The organism is uncultured Enterovirga sp. (genome assembly GCF_964242715.1).
Classification (GTDB): Bacteria; Pseudomonadota; Alphaproteobacteria; order Rhizobiales; family Beijerinckiaceae; genus Enterovirga.
This window is the reverse complement of record NZ_CAXTAZ010000051.1, coordinates 18,763-35,153: the sequence shown is the minus strand read 5'-3', so window position 1 is coordinate 35,153 and position 16,391 is coordinate 18,763. Positions and strand designations below refer to the sequence as shown.

Below are 16,391 nucleotides of genomic sequence, written 5' to 3'. Positions count from 1 at the left end.
CCTCTACGCCTTGCAGCCGACGATCCCGCATCTGACGCGCTCATCGTTACATCGCTGCCTCCAGCGCCATGGCATCTCCCGGCTGCCCGAGACCGACGGTGACAAACCGCTGCGCTCGAAGTTTAAGCGCTATCCGCTCGGCTTTTTCCATATCGACATTGCCGAGGTCAGGACCGAGGGTAAGCGGTGTTCTCAGGCCACGGCCTTGAGGGCGGGCGTGGTCGGGTAGGCCCAGGGTAGGAGTTCATCGAGGCGGCTGTTCGGGTGGCCGGCGACGATGCGGGTGATCACGTCGGTGATGTATGCCTGCGGCTCCACACCGATAAGCTTGCAGGTCTCGATCAGAGAGGCGACCACGGCCCAGTGCTCGGCGCCTCTGTCGGAGCCGGCGAAGAGCGCGTTCTTGCGGGTGAGCGCGAGCGGCCGGATGGAGCGCTCGACCACGTTGGAGTCGATCTCGACACGGCCGTCGTCGAGGAACAGGCCGAGCCCAGCCCAGCGTGAGAGCGCGTAGCGGATGGCCTCAGCGAGCTTGCTCTTCTGGCTGACGAGGGCGAGCTTCTCGCGCAGCCAGGGCTCGAACGCATCTACGAACGGGCGGGAGCGGGCATGGCGAACCGCCCGGCGCTCCTCGGGCGAACGGCCTCGGATCTCGCTCTCGATCTTGTAGAGGGTAGCGATGCGGGCGAGCGCCTCCGCGGCGATCGGCGCCGGGCCGGCCTGGGCCAGCTCGTAGAAGCGGCGTCGGACGTGCGCCCAGCAGAAGGCGAGCCGGACCTCTCCCCGATCGGCCAGCACCTTGTAACCGCCGTAACCGTCGACCTGCAGCACGCCCCGGAAGCCGGCCAGATGCGCAATGGGCCGCTCGGCCTTGCGGTCGGGAGCATAGACGTAGGCGACCCCGGGCGGATCGGTGCCGCCCCAGGGCCGGTCGTCGCGGGCGTAGGCCCAGAGTTGCCCCGTCTTGGTCCGGCCCCGCCCGGGATCGAGCACGGGGGCGGTGGTCTCGTCGGCGAAGAGCTTGGGCGAGGTCTTCAGGATCGCGAGGAGCCGCTCATGCACCGGCCGGAGCAGGAAGGCGGCCCGCCCGACCCAGTCGGCCAAGGTAGAGCGATCCAGCGCCACGCCCTGACGGGCGAGGATCTGGGCCTGCCGGTAGAGCGGAAGGTGATCGGCATACTTGGAGACGAGCACCTGGGCGACGGTCGCGTCGGTGGGCAGGCCGCCCTCGATCAGCCGGGCCGGCGCGGGCGCTTGCACCACGACGTCCTCGCAGGACCGACACGCATATCGCGGCCGCCGGATCACCATGACCCTGACCTGGGCCGGCACGACGTCGAGGCGCTCGGAGACGTCCTCGCCGATCCTGTGCAGCGTGCCCGAGCAGCACGGGCAGGTCCGGCTCGCGATGTCGACCACGCGCTCGATCCGCGGCAGGTGGGCCGGCAAGGCGCCACGGTTGGTCCGGCGTTTTACGACCCGCGCGACCCGCTCGGCCGGTGCCGCATCTTCGGCAGCGGCAAGGCCATCCGCCTCGACCTGTTCGGCCTCCTCGAGCCCGAGCAGGAGCTGGTCCTCCGGCAGGGTCTCGGCGCGCCGGCCGAACCGGTGACGCTGCAGCTCCCGGATGATCTGGCGCAGACGCTCGCTCTCGGCACGCTCCGCGGCCAGCATGGCCTTCAGCAGGCGGGGATCGTCCGGAAGAGGCTGCGTCGCTGCGCTCACGATTCGGATTGAATCAGAGCAGCGGCATGCTGGCGACCGCTTCTTGCGGTCAGCTCGGCGCAATCGGCACGGCGACCTGCTTCGCCTCGTGCACGCGCCGCCAATCCAAGCCCTCGAGGAGCGCCGAGAGCTGCGCCGCGCTCAGCCGCAGCACACCGTCCTGCACCTTGGGCCAACGGAACTCGCCGTCCTCGAGGCGCTTCGCGAACAGGCACACACCGGTGCCGTCCCAGAAGACGAGCTTCACCCGGTCCGCTCGCTTCGCCCGGAACACGTAGATAGCCCCCGAGAACGGGTCGGCACCCATCGTCTCGCGCACAAGCGCCGCCAGGCCCTCGGCGCCCTTACGGAAGTCCACAGGCCGAGTCGCAACCATGACGCGGACCGCGCCTGTCGGCCCGATCACGACCCCGCCTTCAGGGCCCGGATCACGGCCGCGATCGCCTTCGGGCTTGCATCGGGCCCGACCCGGACCGCCACGCCGTCGATCTCCAGCTCGATCCCGCTCGACGATGATCGCCGTCGTGACCGCCGTGGCCGCGGCTCAGGAGCAGGCAGAACGGGCAGTGCGTCCACCACTGCTGGCACGAACATCGACGTCGTCGGAAGCCCTGCAGCCCGCAGGGCCTCTCGCCGCCAGGTGAACAGATGTTGCGGGCTCATCCCGTGCCGGCGAGCGATCTCCGACACCACCGCCCCGGGCGCCATGGCCTCCGCGGTGATCCGCCTCTTCTCCGTTACCGACCAGCGGCGCCGACCACCGGCTCCCGTGATCACCTCCAGCCGCCGGACGACCCGCGGCGGCTCGACTATATGCTCGACCATAGACACAAAACGATCTCCTCAGAGATCGTCAGACTCGGCCTTCACGACATCGTCGAAAAGGTGGGTTCCAGGCACCGCTTACGACCGAGGAGGGGAGGCTCTACCTTCTCGTGGCGATCGACCGGACCTCCAAGTTCGCCTCGCCGAGCTGCACGAGAAGGCCACCCGCCGGATTGCCGGCAACTTCCTCAAAGCTCTTGCCGCCGCCGTCCCCTACAAGATCCACACTGTGCTCACCGACAACGGCACCCACTTCACCGAGCCGTCCGGCAACGCCTGGACGCCGACGGAGATCAAGGCCATGCGCGCCGAGAGGGTGCCCTTCCGCTGCCAAGCCTTCGAGGCGGCCTGCGCCGATCTCGACATCGAGCATCGTCTGACCAAGCCGCGCCATCCGTGGGCGCCGGCGATCGCGCACGAATGCCTCGCGGGCGTGCTTCATCGCATCCTCGTCCACCAGGTCGGCGAACTCATGGAGAACCGCCGGCCAGGATCCGCCATACTGCTTCGGGCCCACGCGCCCGGACAGGGCCAGCAGGCTCTCGAACCCTTCGATCATGCGCGCGCCGACATGCTCGGGTGTCCACCCGGCCGGCAGCTCGGGACCGTGATCCGGGCCTGTCACGGCGTGACATCCCGCGTTGTCACAGCGCGACACGGCGAGTGGCAGCCTTGCACCAGAGAACCAGACAGCCGCGGCTGGCTTGCCGCCGTTCTCGATACCGATCCGCCGAATAATGCTCGCCGACTCGATCGCATAGCCCATTGCCGCGCTAGCTAGCGACGCGACCTCTCGGTCAGCCTCGACAGGGTTGGAGACGGCAAGCTCCGGGCCGGCGACACTGTTGGCGCGCTGGTGGCTTACGAGGAGAGCCCGACCCATGCCCGCAAGGGCAGCCGCCGCTATCGCTACTACGTCAGCCAAGCCGTGCAGCATGGCAGGAAATCTGCAGACAAAGTCTGAATCAGCTCGTCCGCCGTGGCCGTCTGCCAGTCGAAGCTCGGTCCGAGCGGCTGGAAGCGGGATGCACCTTTTGCTGTCAGCGCCCTGGGGCCGTAGACGAGGGCGTGATGGCGAGTATCGCTCGCGACGTCACGCGTATTCGGCATCCCGCCCGCCAACGAGCCATGACACGACGAGCTTGCTGTCGGCATCAAGGGCCGTCCACGTCCAGGTGTCGCCCGCGATCGCCGGAGCTGCCTTGGCCGACGCGACGTTCTTCTGCTTGGCGTAGGTGAACGACCAAATCTCGTCGCACTGGACCCGCTTCGTCGCAACGTTCCGAACGTGGTCGTCGTGGTAGGTCGCGCACGCCTTCCCGGCGTCCACCAGGAGCTTCGCGACCGTATTGAAGCTCACGTCCGCCACGCGGGAGATCGACCGCATGGACGATCCCTCACAGAGCATCGAGAGGACTTGGACGCGCTTGGCGAGGGGGAGCTTGTTCATGAACTGAACAATATGCTTAGCGTCATGCATATGCAAGCAATCTCTTAGGATGCTTGCATCATCGTCTTATCTCGCTAGAATGCAAGCATGAGAAAGAGGATGCCTGCAATGGATGCGGACGCGAGCGGAAAGGCGAAGGGTGGTCACGCCAGGGCTGCGAAGCTCAGCCCCGAGAAGCGGTCCGAGATCGCGAGGAAAGCGGCGGCGCAGCGCTGGGCCGGCGCCCTCGCCGACGATACTCCCCGCGTACTGGAAAGCTTCAAGAGCAAACTGAACATCGCGGGCGCGGAAATTCCGTGTGCCGTGGTCATGGGCCCCGCCGGGGTGCAGCGCGTCTTGAGCGAGACCGGGATCACGAACGCGGTCCTCGGGGATCGGAGTGGGGCGTCCAAGCGTAAGAAGAAGGCCTCTGCGGAGGGCGGGGCCCCTTTGCCCATTTTCGTGGCCCCTAATCAGCTTTTAGCATTCATCACCACCGACTTACGCGAGGGGCCCCTCAAGCCGATCGACTACCTTGACGGTGAGCGTCTTGTCAGGGGGTACGACGCCAGCGTGCTAGCCGCCGTGTGCAACGTTTGGCTAAAGGCCCGTGAGGCCGGGGCCCTTCAGGATCAGCAACTCGACAAGGCCATGAAGGCCGAGATTCTGACAAGGGCTCTCGCCGAGACAGGCATCGTCGCTCTCGTTGACGAGGCGACCGGGTACCAGGCCGTCCGGCCACAGAACGCACTGCAATCTTACCTCGAATTGGTCATCCGGCGGGAGCTGGCTGCTTGGGCAAAGAAATTCCCGGACGAGTTCTACATCAACATCTATCGGCTAAAGGGTTGGGTGTGGCCCGGAATGAGTAAGAATCGTTATAGTGTGGTCGCGAACTACACTACAAACCTGATTTACGACCGTCTTGGGCCGGGCATCACGGAAGAATTGATTCAGAAGACGCCAAAGAATGACAAGGGATACCGGCCAAACAAGCTTCACCAGTGGCTTTCCGACGACATTGGCGACCCAATGCTTGCAACCCATATGCACTCGATCTTGATGTTTCAGCGTCTCGCGATAGCGAACGGCTACGGCTGGAAACGCTTCCTTCACATGGTCGATCAAGTGTTGCCCCGGCGAGGGAGCACGCTCGAACTACCATTGGAGTTCAACGACCCCAGCGCTTAGCAGCCGCCTTCCTAGCGATCTCCACCCGGCGCTCCGGTGTCATGGACTCCGCGCGCTTCCGGCCGCCGAGCTTGCCCATCTCGACGGCGGCGGCGTTCTTCAGAGGCCCGACCGGCTCGGCCTCGAACTCCGTCGCGCTCGCCGGTGAGCACCTGCATCACGCGGACGGCGTTGCCGACCACGTCGGCCGGGCGCTTGGGGCGCTTAGCCTGCATCTTCACTGCCCTTGACTGAAGGATGGGGAGCGCCTTCATCCTCTAGAAGATTGGCTAGTTTCCGGAACAGGTTGTCGTGGCAGCGCTTGCTGCCCGGCGTGTTGTTCAGCGTTGTGTGGAAGCCGTGGACACCCGGCGCGGTAAGATGGATATGGCCCTGGTTGGCGTCCCACCAGACTCCCATTTTTACATACACGCTCTTACCCGGCTTGCTAATCTCCGGCATCCATGCGGCTCCCTGCTTTCCGCTAAGCATACAGGAGCGAGGGCGGAGCGCGACCGTCAGACCGGCCGGATTTCAAACTGACGCACTACCCGACTAGCACCAGGGCGGCGGCTTCGAAGAGCGTGTGGTAGACCTCCTTGATGGAGGCGCTGACGAACTTGGTCGTATCGAACGGAACGCTGTAGGCGACTCCCGCCGGGAACCTGCGCGACAGCTCGTCCATCCGGGCCCGCACCGCCGCTTGAACGTCGATCGCGTTGGCTGAGGGATCCTGGAAGATGCCGATGCCAATGGCGGGCCGGCCGTTGAGCCGGAAGTCCTGGCCGTAGCTCTTGGCCCCGAGCTCCACCCGGGCCACGTCGCGCAGGCGGGTTATCTGCCCGCCCGCACCCGCCCCGGTCTTGACGACGATGCTGCCGAACTCCTCCGGGTCGTCGAAGCGGCCATGGACGGCGAGCGCGTACTGGAAGGTCTGACCGGGGCGGGCCGGCGGCGCGCCGATCTGTCCGGCCGGCACCTCCTGGCTCTGCTGCTGGACAGCCCCGATGACGTCCGCGGCGGTCAGGTTGCGAGCCTGGAGCAGCCCCGGATCGAGCCAGATGCGCATCGCGTACTGGCTGGCACCGTAGACGGTGACGTTGCCGACGCCCGGCACGCGACCGGTCGCTCGTGCTCAGGGCGGTCAACCGCGAGACGCTCCGGATTCGCTTGGAGGCGACGCCGCCGCCGCCGCCCGGTCGCATGGAGCGATCCGAAGCCCTGGAATGGGCGCTGCGCGGCTTCCTGGATCGGCGACAACCAGATTGGGAACTCACCGCCTATGTAGCGGCCGAGGACGGACAGGCGGGCCCCCTCAGCGGCGCGCTCGACGACCGGGTGCTGCGCGTCGTGGTGTCCCTGCGAGGCGGCGGCGGCTTTGCGGTGATGGAGACATCCGGGCGGATGGACGTGCTGCTTCGACGCGCGTTCGGGATCCCGCCGGGATTCTGGGTCGCCGTGATCGGTTTCATCGTCTCCGAACGGCGTCAGCGCGTCGACGTCGTCGACCTCGCGGCGATCGAGGTTGCCGAGCACGAGGCCCGGGGAGCCTCCGTCGAGCTTGCCGCTTCCACGACCGCATCGGTGATCGTGGAATGCGACCCCCTGGCATTGAGGCGGGTGCTCGCGAACCTCCTGGGGAACGCCACCACCTATGCCAGCCGGACGGAGGTGACCGTCCGGGCGCATCGCGGCGTCTGCCGGGTGACCGTCGACGACGACGGTCCCGGCATCCCGGAAGCCGAGCGGACCGCGATCTTCAGCCCGTTCTACCTCATCGACGGCTCGCGAAACCGCGTCACCGGCGGGAACGGCCTGGCCCGAGCCACCGTGAAGATCGGCCTCGCCAACCTCGTCTACAACATGCGCCGCGCCGCCTGGCTCACCCGGCAGCAAGCCATCCCGGCCTGAGCAGGTGCAGGGACACGCCCCTCAGCCCAAAACGCCATCCCCGAGAAGGCAATCGCCCTCCAGCTCGGAGCACCGGAGCCCACCGCTCAGGAACCGAGGTTCTTGGAGGTGTCCGGCTAAGCCTCGCCGCCGACCGGGCTCATCTGTGCTCGATCTGGTCGGCTTCTCGTCAGCGGGGAAATAGGGCGTCGCCTTGTCGGCTCGTGGTCAGACCCGACGGCCGTTGGATGGATGAGCCGAGGTTGAGTGCAGAATGTTGAAGTGGGCCAAAACTAAGAACGCCGCACACGGGCGAGAAGCACGCTTGTCTGGACCTTTCCGCCGCGCCTCACGACCTCGAGGTCGCGAGGTCCTTCAGGAACTCCGAGCCCGGCTGGACGCCGGTGACCAGCAGCCGATCGCGCGCTCGGGTGCATGCCACGTAGAGCAGGTGGCGCTCGGTCTCGTAGACGTCCTCCAGCTCGACCTCGTCCGCTACGCCCTGGATGCGGGATGCGAGCGGCAGCACCTCGTCGTCACATGCCATGACGACGACCGCCTTGAACTCCAGGCCTTTGGCCTGATGCATCGTCCCGAGCGCCAGCCGACCGGCGGCATCTTCGCCCTGCTCTGACAGCTCGTAGGCGCGCAAGTCCCCCGCCGCGATCAGGCGGCGGGCGCGAGGCATTTCCGCAGGCGAGCGCACGAAGACACCGATCTCACTCATCACGATCCCGGCCGCGATCGCCTCGCGAATGAAGGTCGCCACCCGCGCAACCTCCTGCTCCTCGCCGTCGGCCAGCTCGATCGCCGGTATTGGTCCCTCGAACACCGATACGGTGCCGCGTCGCTCCTCCTCCACCCCATCGACGTCTCGGACGGTCGTCGGCAGAAGACGGTCGGCGGCTGTCCTGATCTGGTGGGAGGTCCGGTAGTTGACCGAGAGGGTGAGCGAGCGCCCGCGTACGTCGATCCCCAGCGAACGCCAGGAGAAGGGCTGCTGGAAGATGCGTTGCCCGCTATCGCCTGCGAAGAAGAGCGCGTCCCCTCCGCTCGGGGCGACCGCGGCGAGAAAGCGAAGCTCCGGGACCCCGAGATCCTGAGCTTCGTCGACGATGATGTGCGAGAAGGGCTTCTCGGTTTGGGCCGTGTGATGGCCGGCGACCTTGGCCAGGATCGCAGGCCATGTCGTGAGACCGCGCTCGCTCAGGGACGCTCGCACCTTCTCGAAAACGGGCCAGAGCCGTTCGCGCTGGCGCGCGCCCAAACGGTTGCGACGCCCGAGCCGCGGCACGCCCGCATAGGCCTCGAGGCTGTCGATCTGCCAAGCGTCAACGACGTGCTGCCATTCGGATAGCACGAAGGCCGGTGAGGCCGTCGTGCCGGCTGCCCTGACGAGGAGAGCACGGAGCGCGTCGTCCGCGACGACGTGCGGCTTGCGTCCCAACGCGAGCTGGAACAGCTCGCTTGCGACCTCCCGCAAGGGCGCAACCGTGATCCGAGGCACAACACCGCTCTCGGGCCCGGCGAGCACGCGCAGCTTGCGTTCCAGCGAGGCCGCCAACGGCCGCGAGAAGGTCGTGAGAAGCAGGCGGGAGTCGGTCTCGCCCGCCGCGAGACGGGCCGCACGATGGAGGGCGACCACGGTCTTGCCGGTGCCCGCCGACCCCGCCACACGCGCCGGCCCGGAGAAGCTTCGCTCCACCATCGTCCGTTGGGACGGGTGCAGGAAGACCGCCCACTTATCCCACGGTGCGTCGAGCGCTGCCGCCAGCTCGGCCTGGTTCTCCACGAAGCGGAAGCGGCGCTGCGCATCGGGATGGATGAAGGGATCGGCGGGCTGGGTTGCGGTCGGCTTCTTCAGGATGCCGGTCGCCGCAAACTCGAGCAGAGCTTCGGCGGCTTCCGCCGGAAGATGCGGCGCGAGCGCGAAGAAGCTATCCTCAGTTGCGGTCCGGGCGTCCGCGATCCAGTCCTCTGGGATGCCGACCGATAACAGGTCGTCCGTCGTCAGGCCGGCGAAGATCAGAGGCGTCGACGTCGGAGGCGAGGCTGGTTCCTCGACCGCAGGCAGGGCGTGAGAGATCTCCTCCACCCGCTCCCGCACTTCGACGATCTGCACGGCGCCCGTCCGCGGATGTGTCTCGATCCGTCGCCGCTCGGCCCACGCGTAGGCGCGATCGTGGTGGTCCACGTAAGCAAGGAGCAGGCTCGCCTCGGTCTTGTGGACGACGATGCGGATGTCGAGGTTGACCCGAACCGACCAGAAGTTCGGGTCCTTCGAGCGGTCGATGCGGTGAAACGAGAGGCCGGGCGACGAGGGATCGAGCTGGAGGTCGAAGGCCGACATCTTAACGGCCTTCTGCTCTTGCGCGGGTAGGCGCGCGAGCGCGTCGGTGAAGGTATCGGCGATCAGGAAGTCCATATTAGTCTCTATGACGTTCGAGATCGTCGCGCACTTTAGCCATTTCTCCAGAGAAATAGTCGAACGTTTCAGGCCAGAGCAGCACCGAATTAGTTGAACTACGGCCCGGCGTTGTCCACTTCCCGACGAGCCGTCCGTCGCTCACGGAGCCGTTCAGATACATCAGAGAGAAAATCGGCTCGTCTATGTCGGCCTTCGTTAGCGTAAAACGACCATCGGCAACGCGCGCTGGATTGTCATCGCCAAACAGCATTCGTAGCTGAAACATGATGGGCGACCAGCCAAAAGCTGAAACACCCCAAACGCGAACGACTTCATAATAGGACAGATTCGGAGCTATATTGTTCGGCTTCAAATCGATGACGAAGGTAAGACCCTTCTTCCCTTCCTTCTCGAGAGCCTCCTCAAGTCGAATGTCCCACTGGAAAGGCTCGCTCTGGGTCGCTGATATGCGAGCGCGCAGGAAGCGGGGGATATGTCCCCTGTTGCAGCCGAACAGTGAAACTTTCTCCATGAAGCGAAAGCTGAGTTTCTCACCGTCGACGGTCTTATCGTACAAGGCATACATGAGACCCTCAGACTCCGAACACCTTCATCACCTCGTCCCCGAAGTGGTTGATGACCTTCACGGCGATGCGTGAAGTCGACGGTCGCGGGAACGGGCGGGAGGTGTCGCGATACAGCGTCGCCCAGGCGGCCTCATCGATCTCGGCCCGGAGCGCCGTCTTGAGGCTCTTGTAGGGGTCCTGCGCGCCGAGGAAGTAGGCGTGGCGGACGAAGAAGCTCTCCTCGTTGTAGTCGGTGTCGATGAACCATGCCGCGATGCCGGCCGTGTCGTCGGAGCGGATCGTGCCGGTGTTCGGGTCGAATACGTCGACGCCTTTCACCTTCACCCGGATCTGCCCCTCGCCGGCATCTTCGATGTCGATGTCCGGCTCGCCGAAAACAACGAACAGGTTGCCCTTGCCGGTGTTCTTCAGGTCGTCGGCCATGTGCAGGTCGGGGTTCATCTTCGCCTTCAGGATGGCGAGCGGGCCGAGGCGGGTGAGGTCGGCCGAATGGGCGTCGAACGCGAAGGCGCAGGCGATCAGCAAGTCGAACCGCGCCTCCGTGGCTTCGCGAGCCGCTGCCACGAGATCGATCCGCGACACGGTGCCGAACTCGGGCCCGATGAAGATCGCGGCACGACGCTCCCGCTCGCCTTCCGTGAAGTGGCCTTCGGCCCCGACGTATTGGCCCGGCCAGCCGGCGAGCGAGGTGAAGCGGATCGTGTCGCGCTTCTCGGCCTGATGCACGCCTGCGGTGCGAAGGTGATCCAACACGACCGTCGCGAAGTCGGTCGGCGGAGTCGCGCCGTTCCGCCCGGCTGCGCGTGGGCCGGCGCCGGCCTCGGCGTCGAGTTCGTCGATCCGTTCGTCGTCGTCGGCCGGCGCGACCCGGTGCGGCGACAGGCTCTCGACCGTGAACGGCCCCGCGACCCGCACCTTGCGCCGGTCCTCGTAGGGCCTATCGTAGAGGAACTCGACATCGGCTGCCTTCGCGATGGAGGCATCAATCTCGCGCTGGCGCGCGATGCGGGCCTCCCACCAGGCCGCATGCGGACGCTGGGCCGCGTCAGGCCAGGCGGCCCCAGTCTCGCGCGGAATCTGCCACTCTTCCCAGGTCTCGTGGAGAGCGGCGTTCAGCTCGGCCCGGAGCGGCTCCAGCTTCGCCTGCCAGCGCTCCCAGATGACGTCGATCTCGGCGTTGTTGGCTATCGACTTCAACGTCACATGCGGGGCGCGCTCGTAGACGAAGCCGGCCCGGATGTCGCCCTGCGTGGCGGAGAGCGGCTGAGGCTTGCCCGAGACCTCCTGCTCCTTCTTCCGCCCCTCGGGGCTGTCAGCCAGCAGGTAATACGGGTAGCGCGCGCTCATGAGGCGCGAGCGGGCGAGCGCGAGGGCGACGCGGCTCGTATCGATTGTGATCCAACGCCGCCCCCATTGCTCCGCCACGGTCGCGGTCGTGCCGGAGCCGCAGGTCGGATCGAGCACGAGGTCGCCGGGATCGGTAGCCATCATGATGCAGCGTTCGATGATCCGCGTGAAGGTCTGGACCACATATACTTTGGGATCAGCAAACCCAGAGATTACGGTATCCAGCCACACGTTAGTGTGCGGATAGACGTTAAAATCATCAATGTATCTGACATACCGTAACGTATTCCCGATGTACATCATGCGCCTAGACTTTGAGAGACGCCGCATCCCTGAAAGGTCGGTTTTGAATGTTCCCCTTCCAGCTTTGTACGTACGGCCCTCATGCGAGAACTCTGTTAGGTCTGCGCCCTGTGAAGGCCGTTGGCTTCGCAGATCACCATGCGCGAAGACACGAAGAGAATGATTCGCAGCGTCCACCTGCCATTCTTTAATCGGCCGACGCCAGCCAGTGCTATCCTCGCCAAACGTGTACTGAGATGCACCCTCGGCCCCGGCTTCTTTCCTGAGAAAAAGTGATCGTTGTTTAGCGCTTCCGGTGCGTCCGTACCAAAGAACAAAATCGACGACAGATGATAGTTCTTCCGAAGAGGATGAGGTGGTTTTTAGAAACGTGATTTGATTGATGAAATTTTCCGCCCCGAACACCTCGTCCATCACCGCCCGCACGCGGTGCACGTTCTCTTCGCCGATCTGGACGAAGATTGAGCCAGACTCCGTGAGCAGCTCGCGCATGACCGTGAGGCGGTCGCGCAGGTAAGTCAGGTAAGAGTGGATGCCGTCGCGCCAGGTGTCTCGAAAGGCTTTCACCTGCTCGGGCTCACGCGAGATGTCGGTCTGCTTGCCGTCCTTGACGTCGCGCGAGAGCGTCGAGACCTGCCAGTTCGAGTTGAAGCGGATGCCGTAGGGCGGGTCGAAATAGATGCACTGCACCTGCCCGCGCAGCGCCTCGCGCTCGGCGAGCGACGCCATGACCTGCAGCGAGTCGCCGAGGATCATGCGGTTCGACCAGTGCTGGTCGTGCTGGTAGAACTCGGTGCGGGCGTCCGGATCGAGGCCGTTGAAATCGGCGAATAGGTCGGACGCGTCGTCCGCCTTCGGGCTCCCCCGGCGGCGCAGGTCGTCGATGATGACCTTGGGGTGGATCTTCTCCTGAATGTAGAGCGGGGGCGCCTGGACGACGAGGTCGGACCAGTCCTGGGCGTCCTTGCCGCGCCAAACGAGCTGGGCATCGCCGATTTCGACCTCGCCGGTCTCGGCAAGTCGCGCGACCTGCTCCTTCGTGAGACGGATGCGGGCGCCGTTCCAGACGATCTGCGGGTCGAGGTCGGGATCGCGTGGTCGGGTCTCGCGCGCCGGCAGCGGTCGGGCCCGCCGGTAGATCACGGGCCCGAGCGGTGCCGCCTCCTCCATCCGATCAGCGACAGCGGCGAGTTCCGCGGTCGGGATGTTGCGGCGGCTCGCCTCGTCGTGAGTCAGCGCCTCGACGTGTCGGGCGTCCTTGGGCTTCGCGGCACGGGCCATCAGGCTGCCGCCCGCTGCCGCACGAAGCCGTCCACCATTCGCCCGAACGCGGCCTCGATCTCGAACACGTCGTTGAACTCCGCGAAAGCCCAGCGGCCGCAGCCGCCGATGTTGTTAACGCCTGGGCACCACAGGTTCCGCATCGTCTCCGCCTTGAGCTTGGCGTCGGACGACGAGATGCCCTTGGTCTCCAGCACGAGGTTCAGCGGCTCCGCCTCGCCCGTGTCCAGGCGCGCGACGAAGTCGGGCAGGTAGATGCGCGGCACGGCGCCGTCGCGATAGGGCACCTCGAAGCCGAGTCCCTGGTTCTTCACGTAGGCGAGGACGCGCGGATGCGCTTCCAGCACGTGCGCCATCTCGGCCTCCCAATCCGAGTCGCAGACGACGTGGCTGACATGGCTGCGGCCCGGGGCCGTCGTCCAGAGCTTCGCCTTCGACGTCGTGAAACTCACGAAGCGAGTCGAGCCTGAACGATTGTACGGGTCGAGGATCGCCTTCACGCGCTTCTCGCCGCTCTCCTGACGCTGGCAGGCGAGGTAGATCAGCTCGACCGCGCGGTCGGCCAGCTCCAAGTATGTCACCGCGGCCTGCGGCACGCCCTTGCAGACGAGATAGTGGCCGTCCAGCCACTGCCGGACGACCTTCTGGGCCGAGTAGAACAGGTGGTAGGGCGCGTCCTCGCCGGGGTCGCGCAGCCGCGTCTCGACGAGACGCTTGGCAAGTTGATAGGAGATCGCGCTCGGACGGATCGTCTCCAGCAGGGCCGTGTTCAGCGTGATGCCCTGCCCGACGATGCCCTCCATCAACACCGTGCAGGGCCCGACCTCGTGCGGCGTGAGCACGAGGCGGGAGTCGTCCGTGAACGTGGCCTGGAGGCGCTCGTCCGGGAGTTCGACCCGATAGCCCTCCACTCGCGGGAAGGTAATCTCGAGCGCCGCCCGCTCCTTGACGGCGTGAACGCGCGTGACCGACTTCGGCTCGGCGGGCTTCGCGATGACCGGCTTCGCCGTGAAGTCGAACGGTATGCCGAGGATGTCGGCGTATTCGGTGTCGAACAGCCCGTCGGCGTTCAACGCGTAGGATTGCCGCCGCAGCGCCCGCCCGACCACCTGCTCGCATAGGAGCTGCGTCCCGAACGCCCGGACACCCAGGATGTGCGTGACCGTGTTGGTGTCCCAGCCTTCAGTCAGCATGGAGACCGACACCACGCAGCGGATGCCCTCGCCGAGCCGGCCCGGTTTGCCGACCGTGTTCATGACCTCGCGCAGAAGATCCTGGTCCGAGATTGCTTCCGCGGCCGCGCCGCCCGCGCCGGCCCGCTGTACCATCTCGCGCTTGAACTGCTCGATCTCCGGCCCGGCCATCTCGCGGAAGCGCGGGTCGAGCGCGTCGCCTGACTCGAGCTGCTCGGAGTCGATTAGGAGCGTGTTCGGGCGCGGGTGGCGTCCGCCGTGCTCATCGAAGTTCCTGAACAGCTCGAGGTGGCCTTGGTGGATGGTGACCGGGTCGCCATCCTCGTTCGGTCGCTCCCAGCCCGCGATCCACTCGTAGACGAGCTTCGAGGTCGCGGTGTTGTTGCAGACCACGATGAAGACCGGCGGCATCGCGATGCCGGACTTCTGCCAGAGATCGAAGGTCTCCTTGTAGTGGCCATAGAGGGCCCAGAGCGCGGTCTGAAGCTGCGGCTGAAGATCGAAGGGGTCGAGATCGCCCGATTTGCCGGCGCCCTTCTTCGGCATCTTCTTGCCGATATGGGCCCAGAGGTCGCGGTACACCGGCATCTCGCCGGCCGGCAGGTTGTCCGCCACGGGCACGCGCGGCAGCTTCACGATACCGCTCTCAATCGCATCCATGAGCGAGAAGTCGCTCACGACCCACGAGAATAGCGTGCCCTCGCGATAGCCGGAGCCGCGCAGGAAGAACGGGGTCGCCGAGAGGTCGAACACGGTCCGGACCCCAAGCTTTCGCTTCAACGCTTCCAGGCCGTTGATCCAGAGCCGGGCCGCTTCGTCGTTCTTCTTGGCCTCGTCCTTCTCCTCCCCCTTCAACTCCTCTTCCTGGCTGTCGCCGGGCTTACGCCGATAGCAGTGATGAGCCTCGTCGTTGATGACGACTACGTTCTTGAAGGCGAGCAGCTCGCCGCAGGCCCGGCGCAGCATCTCGCCCTCGGTCTCGACTGTCTGTGGAGCCTCGCCCCGGCCTTGCAAGAGCGATCGACCGACGCGTGAGATCTCCAGCGTCTCGCGGCGGCGGAACGTGTGGTAGTTCGTGATGACGATCTTGGCCTTGGCGATATCTCCCAGCATGTCGGCCGGCAGCAGCTCGCGTGTTCGGTAGTAGCTGTCCGGGTCCTCTGGCAGGAGCACGCGCAGACGGTCGCGAATGGTTAGCCCGGGCGCGACGAGGAGGAAACCGCGACTGAAGAGCGAGCTGTCGGGCTGGCGCACCGCGTTCACGGTCTGCCAGCCGATCAGCATGGCCATGACGGTCGTCTTGCCGCTGCCGGTCGCCATCTTGAGGGCGAGGCGCAGCAGCTCAGGGTTCGACGCCTCGTTCGCGCCGCGGATGTGGTCCCATATCGGGCGGTAGCGCCGCTCCCGGCGTGCCACCTCGGTCAACCATATCGCGGTCTCGACGGCCTCGACCTGACAGAAAAAGGGACGCACGCTCTCGAACCGATACGTACGCCAATGCGCCAGCAGGCGGGCCGTTGCGGGCGTCACGCCCCAGTCAGCCGGGTTTGGGATGCGGCGCCAAGTCTCGAGGTGCGACCTGATCTCGTTGATGATCGGGGTCGGGTTGTACTCCTGCTCCGCCGTCGAGAAGCCTTCCGAATCGCCGAGCGATAGGGATGCCTGGGCAGCCTTCTTCATCTGCTTCTTAGGCTTCGGAACGGGCGTCAGCAGCTTCGAACGACGGCGCCCCTCGACGGGCGGGCCGTCCAGCGGCTGTCCGTCTGGGTCGAGGGCATGATGTAATCGCGGCGCCTCATACGGTGAGTTGAGGATCGGCCGCTCGAAAAAGGACGGGTGCATGATGATCGCCGAACACCGTTCGAGCTGCCTTCATACGTGCCTAGTTGCGGGATCGAAAGAAGGCCAAGAATCGGCCACTACGGTCCCGTTCCCATCGCGCCAGCAGCGGAGGGCGCGTGCCTGTTCCTCGCGGCGACCGGCGTTCGCACCCGACCCAACCGAGGGATGGTCGATGATCACCGCGGACCCGACGCCCGCTACTGCGCTATGCAAGGCGCGGGTGCGGTCGGCTTCGCTACCGGCGAGCTTCACCATCACCAGAGACGACCTGGGGAGGGCCTGCACGGGCGCCATGTAGCCCTCGATCGGGCGGCGGCTTGCTCCCGACTCGCGCCACGAGCAGACATTCGATGCTTGCCCGGAAGCGGACCTTCGAGACCGGGCTCGGCTTA

At 65.8% G+C, this 16,391-nt stretch carries 10 protein-coding genes and 4 pseudogenes (1 of these 14 running past the window's edge); 4 read left to right on the top strand and 10 right to left on the bottom strand.

The window, feature by feature from the left end:
* A pseudogene (locus ACFE87_RS20195) lies at positions 1-178 on the top strand (IS481 family transposase) (its annotated part extends 31 nt beyond the left edge of the window); the annotation flags it as partial.
* Positions 179-192: 14 nt separating this feature from the next.
* Here the strand turns inward: ACFE87_RS20195 and ACFE87_RS20190 are convergent.
* The 3 genes from ACFE87_RS20190 to ACFE87_RS20180 form a co-directional block, all read right to left on the bottom strand.
* The gene (locus ACFE87_RS20190) at positions 193-1,674 is read right to left on the bottom strand and encodes an IS66 family transposase (RefSeq protein WP_375461455.1); all 1,482 of its coding nucleotides are present in this window, start codon (positions 1,672-1,674) and stop codon (positions 193-195) included.
* Between the two features lie 100 nt (positions 1,675-1,774).
* The gene (gene tnpB / locus ACFE87_RS20185) at positions 1,775-2,131 is read right to left on the bottom strand and encodes an IS66 family insertion sequence element accessory protein TnpB (RefSeq protein WP_375461453.1); all 357 of its coding nucleotides are present in this window, start codon (positions 2,129-2,131) and stop codon (positions 1,775-1,777) included.
* Complete coding sequence (locus ACFE87_RS20180; RefSeq protein ID WP_375461452.1) at positions 2,128-2,550, bottom strand: transposase; 423 nt, start codon at positions 2,548-2,550, stop codon at positions 2,128-2,130. The genes tnpB and ACFE87_RS20180 overlap by 4 nt, the downstream gene beginning before the upstream one ends.
* A 71-nt stretch (positions 2,551-2,621) precedes the next feature.
* Between ACFE87_RS20180 and ACFE87_RS20175 the strand changes: the two are divergent.
* A pseudogene (locus ACFE87_RS20175) lies at positions 2,622-2,950 on the top strand (DDE-type integrase/transposase/recombinase); the annotation flags it as partial.
* Positions 2,951-3,646: 696 nt separating this feature from the next.
* Here the strand turns inward: ACFE87_RS20175 and ACFE87_RS20170 are convergent.
* Positions 3,647-4,000, bottom strand: a pseudogene (locus ACFE87_RS20170) (IS1 family transposase); the annotation flags it as partial.
* A gap of 108 nt (positions 4,001-4,108) precedes the next feature.
* Here ACFE87_RS20170 and ACFE87_RS20165 point away from each other — a divergent pair.
* Entirely contained in the window at positions 4,109-5,170 is a 1,062-nt protein-coding gene (locus tag ACFE87_RS20165; RefSeq protein ID WP_375461451.1) for a P63C domain-containing protein, read from the top strand.
* Positions 5,171-5,374: 204 nt separating this feature from the next.
* Here the strand turns inward: ACFE87_RS20165 and ACFE87_RS20160 are convergent, their stop codons facing one another.
* Both ACFE87_RS20160 and ACFE87_RS20155 read right to left on the bottom strand, forming a co-directional pair.
* Positions 5,375-5,611 carry a hypothetical protein gene (locus ACFE87_RS20160; RefSeq protein ID WP_375461450.1) on the bottom strand — a complete coding sequence of 79 codons (237 nt, stop codon included), beginning with the start codon at positions 5,609-5,611 and terminating at the stop codon, positions 5,375-5,377.
* 91 nt (positions 5,612-5,702) lie between these two features.
* Positions 5,703-6,269, bottom strand: a pseudogene (locus tag ACFE87_RS20155) (efflux RND transporter permease subunit); the annotation flags it as partial.
* Positions 6,270-6,352: 83 nt separating this feature from the next.
* Here ACFE87_RS20155 and ACFE87_RS20150 point away from each other — a divergent pair.
* Positions 6,353-7,060, top strand: coding sequence for an ATP-binding protein (locus tag ACFE87_RS20150; protein ID WP_375461449.1), 708 nt, complete (start codon positions 6,353-6,355; stop codon positions 7,058-7,060).
* A gap of 328 nt (positions 7,061-7,388) precedes the next feature.
* Here ACFE87_RS20150 and ACFE87_RS20145 read toward each other — a convergent pair whose 3' ends face one another.
* From ACFE87_RS20145 to ACFE87_RS20130, 4 genes are read right to left on the bottom strand one after another with little or no spacing between them, the layout of a single operon-like run.
* A complete protein-coding gene (locus ACFE87_RS20145; protein ID WP_375461448.1) occupies positions 7,389-9,464 on the bottom strand; it encodes a 3'-5' exonuclease in 2,076 nt (691 codons plus the stop codon).
* 1 nt (position 9,465) lies between these two features.
* The gene (locus ACFE87_RS20140) at positions 9,466-10,032 is read right to left on the bottom strand and encodes a hypothetical protein (protein WP_375461447.1); all 567 of its coding nucleotides are present in this window, start codon (positions 10,030-10,032) and stop codon (positions 9,466-9,468) included.
* Between the two features lie 7 nt (positions 10,033-10,039).
* On the bottom strand, positions 10,040-12,964 hold the full coding sequence (locus ACFE87_RS20135) for a site-specific DNA-methyltransferase (RefSeq protein WP_375461446.1): 2,925 nt from the start codon (positions 12,962-12,964) through the stop codon (positions 10,040-10,042).
* Positions 12,964-15,999 (bottom strand): BPTD_3080 family restriction endonuclease, encoded by a 3,036-nt coding sequence (locus ACFE87_RS20130; RefSeq protein WP_375461445.1) that lies wholly within the window; start codon positions 15,997-15,999, stop codon positions 12,964-12,966. Before ACFE87_RS20130 ends, ACFE87_RS20135 begins: the two co-directional genes overlap by 1 nt.
* Between the last annotated feature and the right edge of the window lie 392 nt (positions 16,000-16,391).

Coding starts and splice junctions, on each gene's coding strand:
- ACFE87_RS20190 (WP_375461455.1), bottom strand. CDS start 1,674: ATGCTGGCCGCGGAGCGTGCCGAGAGCGAGCGTCTGCGCCAGATCATC.
- ACFE87_RS20180 (WP_375461452.1), bottom strand. CDS start 2,550: ATGGTCGAGCATATAGTCGAGCCGCCGCGGGTCGTCCGGCGGCTGGAG.
- ACFE87_RS20165 (WP_375461451.1), top strand. CDS start 4,109: ATGGATGCGGACGCGAGCGGAAAGGCGAAGGGTGGTCACGCCAGGGCT.
- ACFE87_RS20160 (WP_375461450.1), bottom strand. CDS start 5,611: ATGCCGGAGATTAGCAAGCCGGGTAAGAGCGTGTATGTAAAAATGGGA.
- ACFE87_RS20150 (WP_375461449.1), top strand. CDS start 6,353: ATGGAGCGATCCGAAGCCCTGGAATGGGCGCTGCGCGGCTTCCTGGAT.
- ACFE87_RS20145 (WP_375461448.1), bottom strand. CDS start 9,464: ATGGACTTCCTGATCGCCGATACCTTCACCGACGCGCTCGCGCGCCTA.
- ACFE87_RS20140 (WP_375461447.1), bottom strand. CDS start 10,032: ATGTATGCCTTGTACGATAAGACCGTCGACGGTGAGAAACTCAGCTTT.
- ACFE87_RS20135 (WP_375461446.1), bottom strand. CDS start 12,964: ATGGCCCGTGCCGCGAAGCCCAAGGACGCCCGACACGTCGAGGCGCTG.
- ACFE87_RS20130 (WP_375461445.1), bottom strand. CDS start 15,999: ATGCACCCGTCCTTTTTCGAGCGGCCGATCCTCAACTCACCGTATGAG.